Annotated in this window: 17 protein-coding genes; 6 read left to right on the top strand and 11 right to left on the bottom strand. The window is 67.3% G+C overall.

The features are described from left to right. The 7 genes from VFL64_RS01865 to VFL64_RS01835 form a co-directional block, all read right to left on the bottom strand. Window positions 1–906 (bottom strand): LOG family protein, encoded by a 906-nt coding sequence (locus VFL64_RS01865; RefSeq protein WP_489538679.1) that lies wholly within the window; start codon window positions 904–906, stop codon window positions 1–3. A 10-nt stretch (window positions 907–916) separates the two neighbouring features. After that, the gene (locus VFL64_RS01860) at window positions 917–1,675 is read right to left on the bottom strand and encodes a HesA/MoeB/ThiF family protein (protein ID WP_489538678.1); all 759 of its coding nucleotides are present in this window, start codon (window positions 1,673–1,675) and stop codon (window positions 917–919) included. Between the two features lie 77 nt (window positions 1,676–1,752). Beyond that, window positions 1,753–3,213, bottom strand: a complete 1,461-nt coding sequence (locus tag VFL64_RS01855; RefSeq protein WP_489538677.1) for a S41 family peptidase — start codon at window positions 3,211–3,213, stop codon at window positions 1,753–1,755. Window positions 3,214–3,361: 148 nt separating this feature from the next. Further along, window positions 3,362–5,932, bottom strand: coding sequence for a diguanylate cyclase domain-containing protein (locus VFL64_RS01850; RefSeq protein ID WP_489538676.1), 2,571 nt, complete (start codon window positions 5,930–5,932; stop codon window positions 3,362–3,364). Continuing rightward, the gene (locus tag VFL64_RS01845; protein ID WP_489538675.1) at window positions 5,929–6,189 is read right to left on the bottom strand and encodes a hypothetical protein; all 261 of its coding nucleotides are present in this window, start codon (window positions 6,187–6,189) and stop codon (window positions 5,929–5,931) included. Before VFL64_RS01845 ends, VFL64_RS01850 begins: the two co-directional genes overlap by 4 nt. A 61-nt stretch (window positions 6,190–6,250) precedes the next feature. Next, window positions 6,251–8,557 (bottom strand): ATP-dependent DNA helicase, encoded by a 2,307-nt coding sequence (locus VFL64_RS01840; protein ID WP_489538674.1) that lies wholly within the window; start codon window positions 8,555–8,557, stop codon window positions 6,251–6,253. After that, window positions 8,554–8,742 (bottom strand): hypothetical protein, encoded by a 189-nt coding sequence (locus VFL64_RS01835; RefSeq protein ID WP_489538673.1) that lies wholly within the window; start codon window positions 8,740–8,742, stop codon window positions 8,554–8,556. Before VFL64_RS01835 ends, VFL64_RS01840 begins: the two co-directional genes overlap by 4 nt. 72 nt (window positions 8,743–8,814) lie before the next feature. Between VFL64_RS01835 and ccmA the strand changes: the two genes are divergently transcribed. From ccmA to ccmD, 4 genes are read left to right on the top strand one after another with little or no spacing between them, the layout of a single operon-like run. Beyond that, a complete protein-coding gene (ccmA, locus tag VFL64_RS01830) occupies window positions 8,815–9,441 on the top strand; it encodes a cytochrome c biogenesis heme-transporting ATPase CcmA (protein ID WP_489538672.1) in 627 nt (208 codons plus the stop codon). Then, window positions 9,438–10,106 carry a heme exporter protein CcmB gene (gene ccmB, locus VFL64_RS01825; protein WP_489538671.1) on the top strand — a complete coding sequence of 223 codons (669 nt, stop codon included), beginning with the start codon at window positions 9,438–9,440 and terminating at the stop codon, window positions 10,104–10,106. Before ccmA ends, ccmB begins: the two co-directional genes overlap by 4 nt. 19 nt (window positions 10,107–10,125) lie before the next feature. Further along, the gene (gene ccmC / locus VFL64_RS01820) at window positions 10,126–10,878 is read left to right on the top strand and encodes a heme ABC transporter permease CcmC (RefSeq protein ID WP_489538670.1); all 753 of its coding nucleotides are present in this window, start codon (window positions 10,126–10,128) and stop codon (window positions 10,876–10,878) included. Continuing rightward, on the top strand, window positions 10,875–11,036 hold the full coding sequence (ccmD, locus tag VFL64_RS01815) for a heme exporter protein CcmD (protein WP_489538669.1): 162 nt from the start codon (window positions 10,875–10,877) through the stop codon (window positions 11,034–11,036). Before ccmC ends, ccmD begins: the two co-directional genes overlap by 4 nt. 114 nt (window positions 11,037–11,150) lie before the next feature. Here ccmD and VFL64_RS01810 read toward each other — a convergent pair whose 3' ends face one another. Beyond that, entirely contained in the window at window positions 11,151–11,429 is a 279-nt protein-coding gene (locus VFL64_RS01810) for a hypothetical protein (RefSeq protein WP_489538668.1), read from the bottom strand. Between the two features lie 266 nt (window positions 11,430–11,695). Here VFL64_RS01810 and VFL64_RS01805 point away from each other — a divergent pair, with 266 nt between their 5' ends. After that, on the top strand, window positions 11,696–11,860 hold the full coding sequence (locus VFL64_RS01805; RefSeq protein WP_489538667.1) for a hypothetical protein: 165 nt from the start codon (window positions 11,696–11,698) through the stop codon (window positions 11,858–11,860). Here VFL64_RS01805 and VFL64_RS01800 read toward each other — a convergent pair whose 3' ends face one another. After that, a complete protein-coding gene (locus tag VFL64_RS01800; RefSeq protein ID WP_489538666.1) occupies window positions 11,861–12,880 on the bottom strand; it encodes a glycosyltransferase family 2 protein in 1,020 nt (339 codons plus the stop codon). 397 nt (window positions 12,881–13,277) lie between these two features. On the opposite strand from VFL64_RS01800, the gene VFL64_RS01795 reads away from it, so the two are divergent. Beyond that, complete coding sequence (locus VFL64_RS01795; RefSeq protein WP_489538665.1) at window positions 13,278–14,771, top strand: lipopolysaccharide biosynthesis protein; 1,494 nt, start codon at window positions 13,278–13,280, stop codon at window positions 14,769–14,771. A 13-nt stretch (window positions 14,772–14,784) separates the two neighbouring features. Here VFL64_RS01795 and VFL64_RS01790 read toward each other — a convergent pair whose 3' ends face one another. Together VFL64_RS01790 and VFL64_RS01785 are read right to left on the bottom strand one after the other, a co-directional pair. Further along, entirely contained in the window at window positions 14,785–15,651 is an 867-nt protein-coding gene (locus VFL64_RS01790; protein WP_489538664.1) for a hypothetical protein, read from the bottom strand. A gap of 773 nt (window positions 15,652–16,424) precedes the next feature. Further along, on the bottom strand, window positions 16,425–17,106 hold a 682-nt coding region (locus VFL64_RS01785; protein ID WP_489538663.1), incomplete at its 5' end, for a hypothetical protein.

The following is a 17,106-nucleotide window of genomic DNA, read 5'->3' as shown; positions in this document are numbered from 1 at the left end:
TCATTCCTCGATGTCAAAGTCGCCCAGCTCGGTGGCGGGCAGGTCGAAGCCGTACTCGGCCTCAAGGATGCTCCAGGCCTCTTCGGCCGATTCGACGTAGCGGAAGAGCTGCAGGTCGACCGCGCTGATCATGCCGGTCTCGACCAGGTGGTCGAAGTTGATGAGCTTGGTCCAGAACTCGCGGCCGAAGAGCAGGATGGGGCGGCGCCGGCACTTGCCGGTCTGGATGAGGGTGAGCACCTCGAACATCTCATCGAGCGTGCCGAAGCCACCGGGGAAGCACAGCAGCCCGATGGAGCGCATCAGGAAGTGCATCTTGCGCAGGCCGAAGTAGTGGAACTGGAAGCACAGCTCCGGCGTGATGTACGGGTTGGGCGCCTGCTCGTGGGGCAGCACGATGTTCAGGCCGATGCTGCGCCCGCCCACCTCGTGCGCGCCGCGGTTGCCGGCTTCCATGATGCCGGGGCCGCCGCCTGTCACAACGTAGATCGGCGTGGCGAGCTGGCGCGACTTCTCGGTGACGATCGCGCCGAAGCGGCGTGCTTCTTCATAGAAGCGCGACATGCGGATGTGGTTCTCGGCGATGCGGATGGCGGTCTCGTTGTTGGCCGACTTGGCGTCGCTCAGCAGGCGCTGTGCCACCTCGGGCGGCACGATGCGCGCGCTGCCGAAGATCACGATGGTCGACTCGATGCCCTGCTCGCTCTGGATCAGCTCGGGCTTGAGCAGCTCCAGCTGCATGCGCACCGGGCGCAGGTCGTCGCGCAGCAGGAACTTGTTGTCTGTGAAGGCCAGTTGATACGAGCTTTCCGGGCCGTCGTAGAGCGATGGGACGGGGCCTTGGGCTTCGGCTTCCTTTTGGGCCGGCGGGAAGTTGCGTGCTTTGAGTTTCTTGCGCTTGTCCATGGGGCGCAGCTTACCTCTGAGATCGGGCCTTGCACACGGCGCAGTCGGCGCTGCGCAGAGTGCGGATCTCGCTCCACTCCATGGTGCGCGCGTCCAGCATCTGCAGCCGCCCCGCCAGCGACGAGCCGGTGCCTGCAAGCAGCTTGAGCGCCTCGGCGGCCTGCATGCTGCCGACGATGCCCACCAGCGGCGCGAACACGCCCATGGTGGCGCAGCGCGCTTCCTCGAAGGCCGCATCGGGTGGGAACAGGCAGGCGTAGCAGGGCGAGTCGGCCTGCCGGGTGTCGTAGACCGAGATCTGCGCGTCAAAGCCGATGGCCGCACCCGAGACCAGCGGCTTGCCGTGCGCGACGCAGGCAGCATTGACGGCATGCCGGGTGGCGAAGTTGTCGCAGCAGTCGATCACCACGTCGGCGCTGGCGACGAGAGCCTGCAAGCGCTGCGCATCCACACGCTCCTGCAGGGCGACGACCGTGACTTCCGGGTTGATCTCGGCGATGGACTGCGCGGCCGAGGCCACCTTGGGCTGGCCGATGCGCGACATGTCGTGCGCGATCTGCCGCTGCAGGTTGGTGAGGTCCACCGTGTCGTTGTCGACCAGGGTGATGCGCCCCACGCCCGCCGTGCCCAGGTACAGCGCCACCGGCGAGCCCAGGCCGCCGGCGCCGATGACGAGGGCGTGCGAGGCCAGCAGGCGCTGCTGCCCTTCGATGCCCAGTTCGTCGAGCAGGATGTGGCGCGAGTAGCGCAGCAGCTGGTTGTCGTTCATGGCGTCATGAGGCCTTCAAGAGGCCCAAACACAAACGCCCGTGGGCTGCACGGGCGTCGGTGGGGTGGAGGCGATGCTCAGTTGGCGCTCGGGGTTTCGGGCTTGCGCTCGACCACCGTCTTGGACACCATCACCGGCTTGCCCTTCAGGCGGTTGAGCGCCTGAGCGAGCTGGAAGTCTTCGGGGGTGCCGAACTCGGGCAGCGGCTTGAGCGGGGCGTTGGTCTTGGCGGCCTCGGCTTCGAGCTTCTTGCGGGCTTCTTCGCGGGCCTTCTCGCGGGCTTCGTCCTTTACTTCGGCGCCCTGGCCGCTTTGCAGGTGCTTGTCGAGATCGGCCTCGCGCATGCGCAGGGCGGCGAACACGTTGCCCTCGGCGGTCTCGTCGAGCATCACGTCGGGCACGATGCCCTTGGCCTGGATGGAGCGGCCGCTCGGCGTGTAGTAGCGCGCGGTGGTGATCTTGATGGCGGCGCTGGGGCAGGCGTCGAGGCGCACGCGCTCGTTCAGGCAGATCGCGCTTTGCACCGAGCCCTTGCCGAAGGTTTGCGCGCCCATGATGGTGGCGCGCTGGTGGTCTTGCAGGGCGCCGGCGACGATCTCGCTGGCCGAGGCCGAGCTTTCGTTCACGAGCACGATCAGCGGCACCTTCTTCACGGCATCAGGCAGCTTGCGCAGGGGATCGGGTCCGTTGTCGCGCATGTAGTCGAAGGGGCGCGCCTTGGATTCGGCCTTCGAGGTCTGGCCCTTGATGGACACGACCAGTGCATCCTTGGGCAGGAAGGCGGCCGAGATGGCGATGGAGGCTTCGAGCGCGCCGCCCGGGTCGTTGCGCAGGTCGAGCACCAGGCCCTTGAGGTTGGGGTCCTGCTTGTAGAGCTCTTCGAGCTTGGTGGCGAAGTCTTGCACCGTGCGTTCCTGGAACTGGCTCACGCGCAGCCAGGCGTAGCCGGGTTCGACCATTTTGGAGCGCACGCTCTGGGTGCGGATCTCCTCGCGGATGATGGTCACCGGGAAGCTGCGGCTTTCGCTCTTGCGGAAGATGGTCAGCTCGACCTTGGTGTTGCGCTCGCCGCGCATCTTCTTCACCGCCTGGTCCATGGTCAGGCCCTTGACGGCGGTGTCGTCGATCTTGGTGATGAGGTCGCCGCTCTTGATGCCGGCGCGGAAGGCCGGCGAGCCTTCGATCGGGGTCTGCACCTTGACCAGGCCGTCTTCCATGCCGATCTCGATGCCCACGCCGACGAACTTGCCGGTGATGCCTTCGCTGAATTCCTTCACGCCCTTCTTGTCGAAGTACTGGGAATGCGGGTCGAGGCCGCTGACCATGCCGCCGATGGCGTCGGTGATGAGCTTTTTCTCGTCGACCGGGTCGACGTAGGTGTTCTTGATGACGTCGAACACCTTGGCGAGCTGTTGCAGCTCTTCCAGCGGAAGCGGCGTGACCGGGTTGCTGGCCGTGGCCTGCAACTGCATGGTGGCCAGGGCGCCGGCGACGGCCCCCAAGGTGACCCAGCCGGCAACTTTGAGTTTGGCGCCCATATACGACCTGCTTCCTACCTGATACGGAGATTTCACGCTATTCCAGTATAAAACTGCGACCCCGCTTGGAGGGCCGCGAGGGGCTTTAGTTTCAAGCCTTTTTAGGGTCTGTTCACGCCTCTTTTCGCGCCTCTTTTCGCGCGGCGTCTCAGGCTGCGATCTCGTGGCGGCCGCGCCCGGCCCGCTTGGCCCGGTACAGGGCGGTGTCGGCCCGTTGCATGAGAACGGCCGCCGTGTCCTGCCCGTTGACGGCCAGGGCCACGCCCACGCTGGCACCGATGTGCACCATCTTGTCGTCGATCTGGAAGGGCTCGCCCAGGGCGCTCACGATCTTGCGGGCCACCACCGTGGCGGCAGCAAGGTTCTTTACATCGGGCAACACAACCGCGAATTCGTCGCCGCCCAGCCGGGCCAGGATGTCCGGCGGGCGCAGGATGCGCTGCAGGCGCCGGGCCACCGCGGTGAGCAAGGCGTCGCCGGCGGCGTGGCCGTGCTCGTCGTTGACGGGCTTGAAGCCGTCGAGGTCCAGGCACAGCAGCGCCAGCAGGTGGGGCTCTCGCTCGGCGCGGTCCAGGGCTTCGTGGATGCGCTGGTCGAAGCCGGCGCGGTTGAGCACGCCGGTGAGCACGTCGGTCTGCGAGGCGTCGAGCAGCTTTTGCTGCTCCAGCCGGTGGGCGGTGATGTCTTGCGAAAGCGCCACGAAGCCGGCCACCTCGCCGTCGGCGCTGTGGAACGGGATGTAGGTGGTCTCGTAGAACTGCGAGCCGCTGCGCAGGACGCGCTCGCTCTCGAACATGGTGCGGTGCCCGGCGAGGGCGGCCTCGATGTGCAGGCGTCTCTGGGCGTATTCGTGCTCGCCGATCACGTCGCTGATATGGTGGCCGGTCAGGCGTTCCTTGGCGCGCTGGGCCCAGCGGGCGAAGGCGTCGTTGGTGAAAAGGTAGCGCTGTTCCTTGTCGACCACGGCCACCAGGGCCGGCAGCGTGGCGGCCACCACGTTGAGGATGGCATCGCTGCGCTGCAGCTCCGCGCGGGCCTGCAGGTCGAAGCTGATGTCGCGCATCACGGCCGAGAAGGCCTCGATCTTGTTGTCGTCGTCGCGGTGGACGATGAGCATCTCGCTCATCGCGATCTCGCGGCCGTCGCCGCCCAGCACGGCCGTTTCGCCCACCCAGACGCCGTTTTCCAGTGCCGCCGGGATGATCACGTCGCGCACCTGGGCGGCGCGCTGCGGCGGCGTGAAGTGCTCGAAACGCAGGGCGTCGAGCGAGTCGTTGCGGCCCAGCATGAGCCGCGCGCGCCCGGCCGGGTTGAGGTAGAGCAGCCGGCCGTCGGGGGCGAGCTGGGCCACGACGTCGGTGCTCTGCTCGAAGATGGCGGTGAGCATGCGCTGGGCGCGCTGCTCCTGGATGCGCTCGGTCACGTCTTCCAGCGAGCCCACCTGGCCGGCCAGCTGGCCGTCCACCCACAGCGGGGCGGTGTGCACCGAGAGCACGGCTTCCTCGCCGTTGTCGGCGCGGCGCACGCGCAAGGTGTTCTTGAGCGGGAGGCCTTCGGCCACGGCCTTGCGCCAGGCCTTCATCAGGTCGCCTTCGGCGTTGTCCTGTGCGATCTCGCTCCAGCCCCAGGCCATGCGGTCGCGCGTGAGGCCCAGCTTCTGGAAGTAGGCCTCGTTGGCATAGGTGGTTTCGCCCTGCAAGTCCGTGCGGAAGATGCCCAGCGGGAAGGCATTGCTCAAGGTCGCGAGTTCGGCCTGGCTGCGCCGCGTGGCACTGCGGCTGCGCACCAGCAGCACCGACGCGACCAGTGCGAACAGGGTGACGGCGATCAGCCCGCCGACCAGCACGCGGCGGCGGGCGTGGAAGGTGGCCAGCGTCTCGTTGACGCCTTGCGATGACAGCACCGTCACCGGGTAGTCGCCCAGGCGTTCGTAGCAGACCACCCGGGGCGTGCCGTCGGTCAGCGAGCCGTCGTAGACGAACTGGCCCTCCGGTGCGCTGGCCGGCTCGATGAAGACCGGCCCGGTCTTGCGCAGGTCCCGGCCGACCAGGCTGTCGATGTGGGGCGTGCGCACGATCGCCACCGCGTCGGTGCGCGTGAGCGTGATGGCGCCGGCCGGCTTGTCGCGCAGGCTCTCGTGCAGCGCGGAGAGGCTGGCCAGGTCGATCCAGGCCACCGCGCCTGCCACTTCACCTGCCGGGCGGGCCAGCCGCCGCGATACCGGCCAGCGCCAGGGCTCGCTCGGCGAGCTGCGCACGGGGGCGCCGATGTGCAGGCGGCCGGTTTGGTCGGCCCAGGTGACGGGGGGCATCTCGCTCAGCCACGACTGGCTGGGCGGAATCGTGAAAGCCTTGCCGTCGCCCGTGGCGAGGCTCATGGTGATGAGGCCCTCCAGCGAGTTGTTCTGCAGCGCGAGCAGGGCCGCCAGTCCCCGGTCTTGGCGCGGGTCGGCCTGCGGGTGCGCCTGCACCCAGTGGTCGATCACCTGCAGCTTGCCGTCGACGTTCTGCAGCAGCCCGCGGGTGTGCTGCACCACGGCGTTGTTGACCAGGCGCAGCTGTTGCTGGGCGTCGTTGGTGATGCGCGCCTGCTGGATGCCCGACGACACCAGCACCACCGTCCACAGCAGGGCCAGCAGGCCGAAGGTGACGAAAAAGGGCGCGAGCGCCTGCACGCGATGGCGCAAGCGCCCGTCGCGGGCCAGCGCGGTGGAGTTCACTTCTTGGCGGGGCGCTTGGCCGGAGGCGGGCTGGCTTCGGGCGGACGGTTGCCGCCTGCCACCAGGCCGGGGGTGGCGATGCACTTCAGGGTCTTGGGCGCCATGGCGTAGGTGCTGGTGCCGGCCACGCTTTGCTCCAGGGCGGCCGAGATGATGGCCGACTTGGCGGTCTCGCAGGCCAGGCTCGAATTGAAGCTGGCCACGAGGTACGGGTTCATGCCGTAGGCGGTCACGACGAAGGCGAAAAGCGATACCAAGGAGACCCTCCTGGGACGAATGGGCGCGGAAGTACGCGCACATTAACGGAAGCGCAATCTGTTACAGGCTGGAGATGAAGGGGGCTTCCCGCCCAGTTCGGCCGATCTGCCACCAGCCGGGCAGCAGGCGGCGCACCTTGGGGCTCGCGAAGCGGTCGTCGATCAGGCAGACCACGCCCCGGTCGGCGGGGGTGCGGATCACCCGGCCGGCCGCCTGCACCACCTTCTGGATGCCGGGGTAGAGGTAGGCGTAGTCGTAAGCGCAGCCCTCGCCGAAGCGCTCGCCCAGGCGCTGCTTGATCTGCTCGTTGACCGGGTTGAGCTGCGGCAGGCCCAGCGTGGCGATGAAGGCGCCGATCAGGCGCCGGCCCGGCAGGTCGATGCCCTCGGCGAAGGAGCCGCCCAGCACGGCGAAGCCGATGCCCTGGCTGTCGGCCGTGAAGCGCGCCAGGAACTGCTCGCGCTCGGCCTCGCCCATGCGGCGCGACTGTTCCCACACCGGCACCTGCGGGGCGAGGGTGCGGAACTCGGCCAGCGCCTTGTGCAGGTAGTCGTAGCTGCTGAAGAAGGCCAGGTAGTTGCCGGGTTCGGTGGCGTACTGCTCGGCCATCAGCTCGGCCATGGGTGCCAGCGAGGCCTCGCGGTGCTGGTAGCGGGTGGAGATGTGCCCGGCGACGCGCACCTGCAGCTGCTCGGGCGAGAAGGGCGTGGGCACGTCGACCCAGGCGGTGTCCTCGGGCAGGCCCAGCGTGTCGGCATGGAAGCGCTGTGGCGTGAGCGTGGCGGAGAAGAGCGCCACCGAATGCGCGGCCTCGAAGCGTGGCTGCAGGTGGGGGGCCGGCACCACGTTGCGCAGGCACAGCACGCTGCTGCGCGGGTCGGGCAGGGTGACGTCGAACAGCGAATGGGTGTCGAACAGCTCCAGCACGCGGGCGAAGTGCAGGGCGTCGAAGTAGAAGCGCTGCAGCTCGGCGTGGACCTCGGTCGGATGCTCGGCCAGGTGCTCGGTGATGGCGGCGGTGGCCTTCTGCAGCGCGGTGCTGAAGGCCTCGGGCACGGCGGCGTGCACCTGGTAGGGCTCGGTTTGCGCCTTGGTGAGCGCGTTCCACGCGCGGTGGAGCTTGCCGAGCGGTGCCTTGAGCGCCGGCGGCGCGGTCTTGCGCATCAGCTTGAAATCGAACTGGTCGAGTTCAGCTGAGTACATGTCGCGCGCACGCTCCACCAGGTTGTGCGCCTCGTCGACCAGCACCGCCACGCGCCACTGGTTGGCCTGGGCCAGGCTGTGCAGCAGGGCGCCCAGGTCGAAGTAGTAGTTGTAGTCGCCGACGATCACGTCGGCCCAGCGCGTCAGTTCCTGGCTCAGGTAGTAGGGGCAGACCTCGTGCTGGAGGGCGATCTCGCGCAGCGCGGCCTTGTCGAGCGTGGCCTGCGTGACGGCTTCGGCGCGCGCCGCGGGCAGTCGGTCGTAGAAGCCCTTCGCCAGCGGACACGAGTCGCCGTGGCATGCCTTGTCGGGGTGCTCGCAGGCCTTGTCGCGCGCCACCAGTTCCAGCACGCGCAGGGCTTTCTTTGTGCTCTGAGTGCCGCCGGCCTGGATGCGCTCGGCCGCATCGAGCGCCAGCTGTCGCCCCGAGCCCTTGGCGGTGAGGAAGAAGACCTTGTCCAGCGCCTGGCCGGGCGCGGCCTTGAGCAGCGGGAAGAGCGTGCCCACCGTCTTGCCGATGCCGGTGGGCGCCTGTGCCATCAGGCAGCGGCCGCGGCTGGCCGATCGGTACACGGCCTCGGCCAGTTCGCGCTGCCCGGCGCGGAAGCTCTCGTGGGGGAAGCGCAGTGCCGCCAGCGCTTCGTCACGCTGGGCCCGATGCGCAAGCTCCTGCCCGGCCCACTGCAGGAACCGATCGCACTGCAGCTCGAAGTGCTGCTGCAGCGCGGCGGCACTGTGGGTCTCGCACAGCACGGTCTCCTGCTGCGTGCCGATGTCAAAGTACACGAGCGCCACCTGCATCTCGGGCAGCCCGAGCTTCTGGCACTGCAGCCAGGCGTAGACCTTGGCCTGCGCCCAGTGCAGGGCGCGGTGGTTGGCCGGCAGGCGGGCGAGGTCGCCGCGGTGGGTCTTGATCTCTTCGAGCCGGTTGAGTGCACTGTCGTACCCGTCGGCCCGGCCGCGTACGCTGAGCTGCCCGTACTCGCCAGCGAGGCTCAGCTCGGCCTGGTAGTGCGCCCCCTTGCGCCGCGAGGCCACCACGGCGTGGCCCAGCTGGCCCTCCTGCGCGGTGGGCGAGGGCGTGAAGCGCAGGTCGAGGTCCCCCGCCTTCGCCGTGAACTCGCACAGCGCGCGCACGGCGACGACATAGGGCCGGGTGCTCAAGGTGCGGGCGTCGCTCCCTGTGCGCGCACCTTGTCGACGATGCCCTGCGACTTCTCGAGCTCGATGTAGACGTTGGCGAACAGGGTGCCCACGTCGCTCAGCTTGGTGCGCGAGACGCCCGGCGACGGGTTGGTGATCAGGGCGGCGGTGATGGCGCCGGCGGCTTGCAGCAGGTCTTTGTTCATGGGGGTTTCCAGGGAGTGTGGGCCATGGTACTTCCACCCCCGCGGCCTGACAGACAATGCGGGGTTGAAACCATGCTGACGCCCTCGCTGCCTTCCCTCGCCGCCCACGACCTGGCTTGCCGCCGCGGCGACCGCATTCTGTTCAAGGGCCTGAACTTCGCGGTGGATGCCGGCCAGGTGGTGTGGCTGCGCGGGGCCAACGGCCGCGGCAAGACCAGCCTCTTGCGCCTTCTGGCCGGGCTGTCCACGCCCGAGGCGGGCGAGGTGCGCTTCAACGGCACGCCGCGCCAGCGCGTCTACGTCGCCCACGCCAATGCGCTGAAGGAAGACCTCACAGCGCTCGAATCGCTGCGCTTCCTCGCGCGCCTGCATGGCCGCGATGACAGCGACGCCACGCTCACCGACGCCATGCGCCTGTTCGGCATCGTCAACCGGCGCGACGCCTTCGTGCGCACGCTCTCGCAAGGCCAGCGCCGCCGCGTCGCGCTGTCTCGCCTGGCGCTCGACGTGCAGCCCACGCTGTGGATCCTCGACGAGCCCTTCGATGCGCTCGACGTCGAAGGCATCGCCACGCTGAACGCCCTGCTCACGCAGCACGCTGCGCGGGGCGGCAGCGTGGTGCTCACCAGCCACCAGGCGCTCACGCTGGCACAGCCGGTGCCGGTGGTGGTGCAGCTCGATGAGATGGTGGCAGCATGAGTGGTGCTTTCATTGCCCTGCTGGCGCGCGACCTTCGCCTCGCCGCCCGCCGCCGCATCGAGGCCCTGCTGCCCATCGCCTTCTTCGTCGTGGCGGCCAGCTTGTTCCCGTTGGGCGTGGGCCCAGAGCCGGCCATGCTGCGGCAGATCGCCCCCGGCGTGGTGTGGGTGTGCGCGTTGCTCGCCGCCATGCTGTCGGTGACCCAGCTCTACGCCACCGACCACGCCGACGGCTCGCTGGAGCAGATGCTGCTGAGCGGTGAATCGGCCGTCGGCCTGGCGGCGGCCAAGGCGCTGGCGCACTGGCTGCTGACCGGCCTGCCGCTGATCGTGGTGGCGCCGCTCTTCGGCCTGCTGTTCGACATGCACGGCGAATCCATCGCCGCGCTCACCTTCAGCCTGCTGCTGGGCACGCCCATCCTGAGCCTGCTGGGCGGCGTGGGGGCGGCGCTCACGCTGGGCCTGCGCAGCGGTGGCGTGCTGCTCATCCTGCTGATCCTGCCGCTGTGCATCCCGGCGCTGATCTTCGGCACCGGGGCGGTGGGCGCGGTCGAGTCGGGCATCTCGGCGGCGGGGCACTATTCGCTGCTGGGCGCGCTGCTGATCGTCACCACCTTGCTCGCGCCCTGGGCCACGGCTGCGGGCCTGCGCATTTCTACCGAATGAACACCGAGGCACACCTCCCATGAAGCCCTCCTTGCGTTTCTTCACCTTCGCCGCGCCTTCGCGCTTCTACGGCCTGGCCGGCGCGCTCACGCCCTGGTGTTGGGCCGTGGCCATCGTGCTTGCGCTGTGGGGCCTGTACATCGGCTTCTTCGTGGCACCGACCGACGCCACGCAGGGCGAGTCGTACCGCATCATCTTCATCCACGTGCCGGCGGCCTGGATGTCGATGGTGCTCTACCTGGTGATGGCCTTCTGGGCCGGCATCGGCTGGGCCTTCAAGGCGCGGCTGGCCTCGATGGTGGCGCGCGCCATTGCGCCCACCGGCGCCATGTTCACCTTCGTCGCGCTGTGGACGGGCGCGTTCTGGGGCAAGCCCACCTGGGGCACCTGGTGGGTGTGGGACGCGCGGCTCACCTCCGAGCTGATCCTGCTGTTTCTCTACCTCGGCTACATCGCGCTGGTGGAAGCCATCGACGACACGCGCCGTGCCGACAACGCCGGCGCACTCGTCGCGCTGATCGGAGCCATCAACGTGCCCATCATCTACTTCTCGGTGAAGTGGTGGAACACGCTGCACCAGGGCGCCACCATCAGCGCCACCGCGGCACCCAAGATGGCCGCGACCATGCTCACTGCCATGCTGCTGATGACGCTGGCCTTCTGGGCCTACGCCTTCGCGGTGGTCTTCACCCGCAGCCGCGCCATCATCCTGGAGCGTGAGCGGCATGCCGAGTGGGTCGCCCAGCTCGCCAAGCAAGGAGCACACGCATGAACTGGAACAGCGCTGCCGAGTTCTTCGCCATGGGCGGCTACGGCCTCTACGTGTGGGGCTCCTATGCGGTCACGGCTGCCTTCATGCTCACCGAGCCTTTCCTGGCCGCGCGTCGTCGCCGCCAAGCCTTGAAGGCCGCCGGGCCAACCAGCGTCTAGAGCGGGGTGTCGGTCGGTCTCACGCTGCGGCTGGGGTTCTGAGCGTTTCACCCTGCTGCCTGAGCCACCTGTGTGAACCCGGCCTTCGCCATGCCGTTCCAGTCTGCAGCGCCTTCAGCGGCCCGATGACTTGCGCTTGTCGCCCGGAGGTGCCGCCTGCGGAAACAGCTCATCGAACAGGTCGTCGGGCACGGTGTTCGGGCTGTCGTCGACTTCGACCCCGCTCAGCAGGTCGAACGACGAGCGCATCCAGCGGCCGTGGCTCACTTCGGGCAGGTCTTTCTTGGGGGGCGACACCGGGATGTTCGGGTCGACCCACTCACCCAGAGGCGCGTGATCGGAGATGCGCCACACGAGGCGTTTGGACTTGGGTGGGCCCGGATTCCTGGGCATTCGCTTTCCTTCGAAACAGCAAGACAGAAAGGAATCGCGCCTTGCGCGCAGGGGGCCAATCTAGTCTTTGCTTCAAGCGAGGTACAGCGGATTTCCCGAGTACTGGAGCACCCTGGAAGGTCTTGAAAAATTTGCACTGAAGTGCAGGAACAGGCGCCGCGGAATCTGTCACGTTTGCTGCACTGCGGTCCCCCGACTCACGCGGTGGCGCCTTGCCGCCCGCGCCTTACGCTGAGCGACGACAGCAAGCAAGGCAGGAGGTGCCTATGCAAAAAGTACTTGTTGCGGGTGAAGTCGTTGCGGTGATGGCCTTGTGCCTGGGGCTGCTCTACTGGCATTCCCGACGGCCGCACGAGGAGTCGTTCGATGAATGGTTTGCCAGCCAGGACCCGCGCCGCCATCAGGACGACGAAGGCACCGCCTGCCGGTGATCAGCGAGAGACGAACGCGCCTGCTTCGGGCGACAGCCTGCGCCTCGCCGACTTGACGGCGCGCCGCGCGAGCCTCCACAGCGAGCCCGCGATCTCGCGACGGGTCAGGTTCATGCGCTGAAAGGCGAAGAAGTCGTTCATGCGCTTGCTGATGCGCGCCACCGTGAACATGTCCTTCTCGATGTAGCCGATGTAGGCTGCTCGCGATATCCGGTGTGCATTCTTCTGAACCCAGGCGGTACAGAAATCGAAGGTGCCGCCTTTCTCCACGCCGTTGCCGCGCTGGTACCAGTAGGCCAGCGGCTGTTCGATCCCGACGAAGCGCGCACCGGCCTCTTCGAGCCGCAGGCAGAAGTCGTAGTCCTGGTGCCGCACCAGCGAGGGATCGAAGCCCACGCGTTGGGCCAGGCGCGTGGGCAAGAGCAGGGAACTCGTCTGCGCACCACCGAGTGGCGACAACACGAAATCCGAGAAGCGCCCCCCGTCGTAGGAAACCGACGGGAAGAGGCGCCAGGCGCTGCGGTCTTCCCGGCACGAGACAACCTGCGAGAACAGCACGAAGTCGCCGGACAGGGAAAGGCGTGCGATGTGTTCGAGGTAGACACTCAGCTTGTTGGGCAGCCACTCGTCGTCGTCGTCGAGAAGCGCCAGCAAGGGCGCCGCGGCGGCCTGCATCCCCACATTGCGGGCGATTGCGCCGTTGCTTGCCGCGCCACTGTCGAGGGCGCGGGCTGCGAAGGCATTCGCATACCGAGGGAGGAGGGCTTCGCAGTACGCCTTGAACTCGGCCGGGCTGTTGCTGAAGACGACGATGACTTCGTGCACATGCTGTGCGCCGGGCACGATCGAATCCAGCGCGCGCTTCAGGGTGTCTCGCCCGTCGCGCGACGGAATCACGACGCTGACGCTTCTTGCGGGCATGGGGCGGGCTTCGTGGGATACAGGGGTCATTTGCGCTCCGGCCAGGTTGTTATGACGGCAAAGATTGCCGACGACGAACCGCTCGCCGCGCGACCACATGACAGGGTGTCGAGGTCGGCAACTGCATCAGCCGCCTGTCAGCGAGGGTGGCGCATTCATCGGTGTCGACTGCACGGGTTTGGGGTCTGTGCAGTCACGCACGCCGCATGCCAGCGTGATGGATCGAGGGGCACACGGCCTCACCTGCGCCTTGCCGTACACGCCAACAGGCCTCGGCGCGGGCGCTCTTTAGTGTTAGCAGGCCCTAGCGTGCCCGCTTCTCATCATGATGTGCGATGCTTTCTCTCCAAGCGCAGTTCGCGGTAGCCATCTGGTGAGTTCACGCATGGCCAAGACACGCAACTCCCGCCTCGATTTGCCGACCCATTCCACTGCGTGACTGCATGCACCTGATTCCATACGGCGCTCGACCCTTGCTCTTGACGGAGGCCGGGCAGTGACCGAGAAGACACCCGCCTGCGACCCTTCTGCGGGCTCGCATCCGCCCGACGACCCGCCGCCCTCGGCAGTGGGCAATGCGCAATGGGTGGCCATCGGGCAGGTCGGCCGGATCGCGCTCCAACTCATCAGCCTGGCCGCACTCGCGCGCCTGCTCGATGCGCAGCAGTACGGGGTGATGGCCATGGCCACGGTGGTGACCAACTTCGCGCTGCTGATGCGCGATCTCGGCACCGGTGCCGCCGTGGTGCAGAGCCGCGATCTCCGAGACGAGCTGCTCGACAGCGTGTTCTGGCTGAACCTCATGATGGGCGGGGTGCTCGCCCTGGTCCTGGCGGCCGGGGCCGTTCCCATCTCGCACCTGTTCGGATCGTCCGAACTGCCGCCGGTGCTTTGGGCCTTGGCGGTGATCTTTCCGATCACCGCGTCGGCCACCACCCATCAGGCGCTGCTGGAGCGGCGCTCGCAGTTCAAGTCCATTGCGCAGATCGAGCTCACGGCCCTGACGCTCGGCGTCGTCTGCGCCGTGGCCGCGGCGGCCGCGGGGTGGGGCGTCTTCAGCCTGGTGGTGCAGGCCGTCGTGAATGCCGTGGTGTCCACCCTGCTGCTCTGGAAGAAGTCTCTGTGGCGGCCCGGAAGAAGAGGCAGTCTCTCCGAGCTTCGGGGCCTGCTCGGGTTCAGCGGCAACCTCAGCCTCTTCCAGCTCATCAACTATTTCTCTCGCAACGCCGATGGGATGATCATCGGCCGCTTTCTCGGCGCCACCGTGCTCGGCTTCTATTCGATGGCGTACCGCCTGATGCTCTTCCCCATCCAGAGCCTGACGAGCGTCGCCTCGCGTGCGCTGTATCCGATCATGAGCCGCAAGCAGACAGAGATCGCCGACATGGCGACGCTGTACCTGCGCACGATTGCACTCATTGCCACCATCACCGCACCGCTGATGGCGGGCCTGTTCGGCGTGCGCGAGGCCTTCGTGAGCACCGCCTTCGGGCCAGGATGGGGCCCGGTGGGGGCGATCCTCATGTGGCTGGCGCCGACGGGTTTTCTCCAATCCATCATGAGCAGCACCGGCGCGATCTTCATGGCGCGTGGCCGGACCGACCTCATGATGAGGATCGGCATCCTGACGGCGATCACTCAGCTGTCGGCGTTCTTCATCGGCGCGCAGTACGACGTGCGGGTGCTGGCCGGGCTCTACCTGGCCGCGAACCTGGTGAACTTCATCCCGGTGATGCTCGTCACCTTGCGCTTGCTCGATGCGTCGCTTGTCGACCTGGCCAAGGTGCTGGCGGCTCCCATCGCGTCTTCGGTGGTCATGGCCGCGGTGCTGCGCGTGGTCGTCTGGGCGTGTGAACGCGAAGGGCTGACGCCGCTGCTCACGCTCGCTGTGGCGTGCCCCTCGGGTGCGGTCGTCTATCTGGCCGTGCTGACGCTGGTGTTCCGCCGGAAGCTGACCGATCTGCGGGCGCTGTTGCGCAGGCCGCGCTGAGTGGCCTGCGGCTTCAGGCTGCTCGCAAGCGGCTCAGGTCGGACTCGGTGTAGGTGGCTGCGGCCTGCGGGTCGTTGTTCGACTGGAGCAGGTTCTGGTGCCACAAGGCAATGGACTGCGTAGAGGGCAGCGTTTCGAAGTCGACGGCCTTCGGAGCCAGTTGCCGTGCAACAAAGCCGTTGCGAAACGTCGTGGCGTGCAACCAGAGGTCGTCGGCCTTCGGGCAGCACGACTGAAAAGCAGTGCCGGTGTCACGCAGGGCGTCCAGCAGGGCCGGCGGGTAGATGACGCCGCTCACCCCGGTGGCAAAGACCGTGGGCGCTGGGAGGTCGTCCTCCACGAAAGGCCAGGTGGCGTAAGGCGCCAGGGCGTTGTCCTGCAGCTGGATGCGGCGCGCGCGATAGCAGTGCACCAGCTCGGGCTGCGCGGCGTGTGCGCGGCAGAGCCTGTCCAGCCAGAAGTCGGGGTACCAGTTGTCGTCATCGGCCGTCACCATCGGCATGTGGTGCTTCGGCTCGGAGCAGACGTACGGGAAGTACTTGGTGTGCGGACCGCAGTCCTGCGCGTAGCGCACCTCGAGCCCCCGCGCGCGCAGGCGCTGCAGTTCGCGCGGCAAAGGCCGCTCGCGTTCGCCGAGCCCCAGCCACAGGATCATGCGCTGCGGCCGGACACGGCCCCTGCCGATGGATTCCAGCGTGCGGTGGACCCGGCCGATCCGCACGCCATGGGTCGTGAGGCTGACCACGACATTGGCGCCCTCGTCGATCACGGCCCGGCGGCTCACCAGGTTCAGCCAATCGGCCCAGGCGGCGCGCGACATCATCTTCAAGCGATGCAGAGCGACCCAGACGGAATGGCGCAATGTGCTCAGTGCAGACATATGTGTTTTGTCCTGATGCCATCTGGCAGTTGTTTGGAGGAGCCGTGCCGCGGCTGCGGCTGTGCTCGTGGTGGCTTGTTCCTCTCGCCACTTTCCTCGCTGTCCTGAACGCCTTGGCAATCGATGTGCCTGCGCTTGAGCACGATGGCTGCGTGCGGCTGCTTTCCGGCCGATGCAGGCACGCACCCAAAGCCGGGAGCTCCTCTAATCGAGACCTGAGCGATCTCCGTCGCCGGCCAGGGCAACGGTCGAGGCTCTCCCCGCGCTTGGTACTGGCACTCGCCACACCAAATGCCTTTGCGTCCCCTGGTGTCAGGGCTGCTATCTCCAGTAGCTTCTGCAGCTTGCGGACTCACGCGCATGGCGCTTATGCCGCTGGCGGCATTGAAGCTTGAGCCAGGTCGTCGGGGGGGCACGGAGAACGACCGGCGAAACCCGGTTCTACGGCGCGTAGTGGATACACATCACCGAGGTCTCGCCGGACTGCATTGCCCAAGTCGGCGACAAGCCCACCCGGCTGGACATTCCGGCGGTGAAGCATGCGCTGACGATCAAGGACGGTGTTATCGAGTTCGCTTGCCAAAAGGCACGAAGCGGAAGCTGTCGCATCGTGCGCATCTATGGGGAGCTATGGGCTCGGTAGGCGGGATCCTCTGGTTTCGATAGTCTCGCCGTCTTCCGAAGGCGACGATGACCAACGCGTGAAGACGCCAGTGGTCAACCTGAGCGATCGGTTGGGATCTCTGCTGATGTTCCCGGCCCTACGGTAGAAGTCATGGCTGGCTGCGAAAGAACACCTGGGAGCCGACGCGCACTGTGGCGACGCGACCTTTCGAGGTCCGCGCAGTGGCGCTGAACCAGATGGGCCAATCGCCGGCGTATCCGACGCCGAGCGCAGATATGTCGACCAAGGCCCTTGGCGAAGGCGTGTCCGAGTTGGTTACTGCGATGCCGTTGGGTCCGAAGTCGAAGGCTGCACTCCAGGCCTCGGTGCCGGGCGGAAGCGTGATGGGCAACTCTAGGGTACGAGGCGAACCGGCTCCTGTTGCCACTGTCAGCGGCGTCGGAAAGTTCATCTTGATGCCAGGGCGCACCGTGATGGTGTACGGGACGATGACCGGGGAGCCAGCGACAGTGCGCTGGCATTCGACGTCCAGGCAGACAAAGACGCGCAGCGGACCGGAGAACGTGCCGGCGACTAGGTTGATAGGCCGGCCCTGGATGATCAGGCGGTTATCTCTTCCGTTCGCGCCAGGTGAGACCGCTGCGGTCGAGAAGAGCTGATCTCGGTCCTCAACAACGACGAACACCTGGCCCAGCTTCGAGAGGTCACCACTCAAGTCCGCCGTGACCTCAATCGCAACGAGTGGGTCGCCGCCCTCGAACACTTCCTGATCAACGATCGGAATTCGCACATTGGACAGTGCCAGCGACTCATCGCGGCTGTCGCCACTC

It is taken from the genome of Rhizobacter sp. (assembly GCF_035702065.1).
Taxonomy (GTDB): domain Bacteria; phylum Pseudomonadota; class Gammaproteobacteria; order Burkholderiales; family Burkholderiaceae_C; genus Rhizobacter.
This window is presented reverse-complemented; position numbering and strand designations above follow the sequence as displayed.

Coding starts and splice junctions, on each gene's coding strand:
- VFL64_RS01865 (WP_489538679.1), bottom strand. CDS start 906: ATGGACAAGCGCAAGAAACTCAAAGCACGCAACTTCCCGCCGGCCCAA.
- VFL64_RS01860 (WP_489538678.1), bottom strand. CDS start 1,675: ATGAACGACAACCAGCTGCTGCGCTACTCGCGCCACATCCTGCTCGAC.
- VFL64_RS01855 (WP_489538677.1), bottom strand. CDS start 3,213: ATGGGCGCCAAACTCAAAGTTGCCGGCTGGGTCACCTTGGGGGCCGTC.
- VFL64_RS01835 (WP_489538673.1), bottom strand. CDS start 8,742: ATGAACAAAGACCTGCTGCAAGCCGCCGGCGCCATCACCGCCGCCCTG.
- ccmA (WP_489538672.1), top strand. CDS start 8,815: ATGCTGACGCCCTCGCTGCCTTCCCTCGCCGCCCACGACCTGGCTTGC.
- ccmB (WP_489538671.1), top strand. CDS start 9,438: ATGAGTGGTGCTTTCATTGCCCTGCTGGCGCGCGACCTTCGCCTCGCC.
- ccmC (WP_489538670.1), top strand. CDS start 10,126: ATGAAGCCCTCCTTGCGTTTCTTCACCTTCGCCGCGCCTTCGCGCTTC.
- ccmD (WP_489538669.1), top strand. CDS start 10,875: ATGAACTGGAACAGCGCTGCCGAGTTCTTCGCCATGGGCGGCTACGGC.
- VFL64_RS01810 (WP_489538668.1), bottom strand. CDS start 11,429: ATGCCCAGGAATCCGGGCCCACCCAAGTCCAAACGCCTCGTGTGGCGC.
- VFL64_RS01805 (WP_489538667.1), top strand. CDS start 11,696: ATGCAAAAAGTACTTGTTGCGGGTGAAGTCGTTGCGGTGATGGCCTTG.
- VFL64_RS01800 (WP_489538666.1), bottom strand. CDS start 12,880: ATGTGGTCGCGCGGCGAGCGGTTCGTCGTCGGCAATCTTTGCCGTCAT.
- VFL64_RS01790 (WP_489538664.1), bottom strand. CDS start 15,651: ATGTCTGCACTGAGCACATTGCGCCATTCCGTCTGGGTCGCTCTGCAT.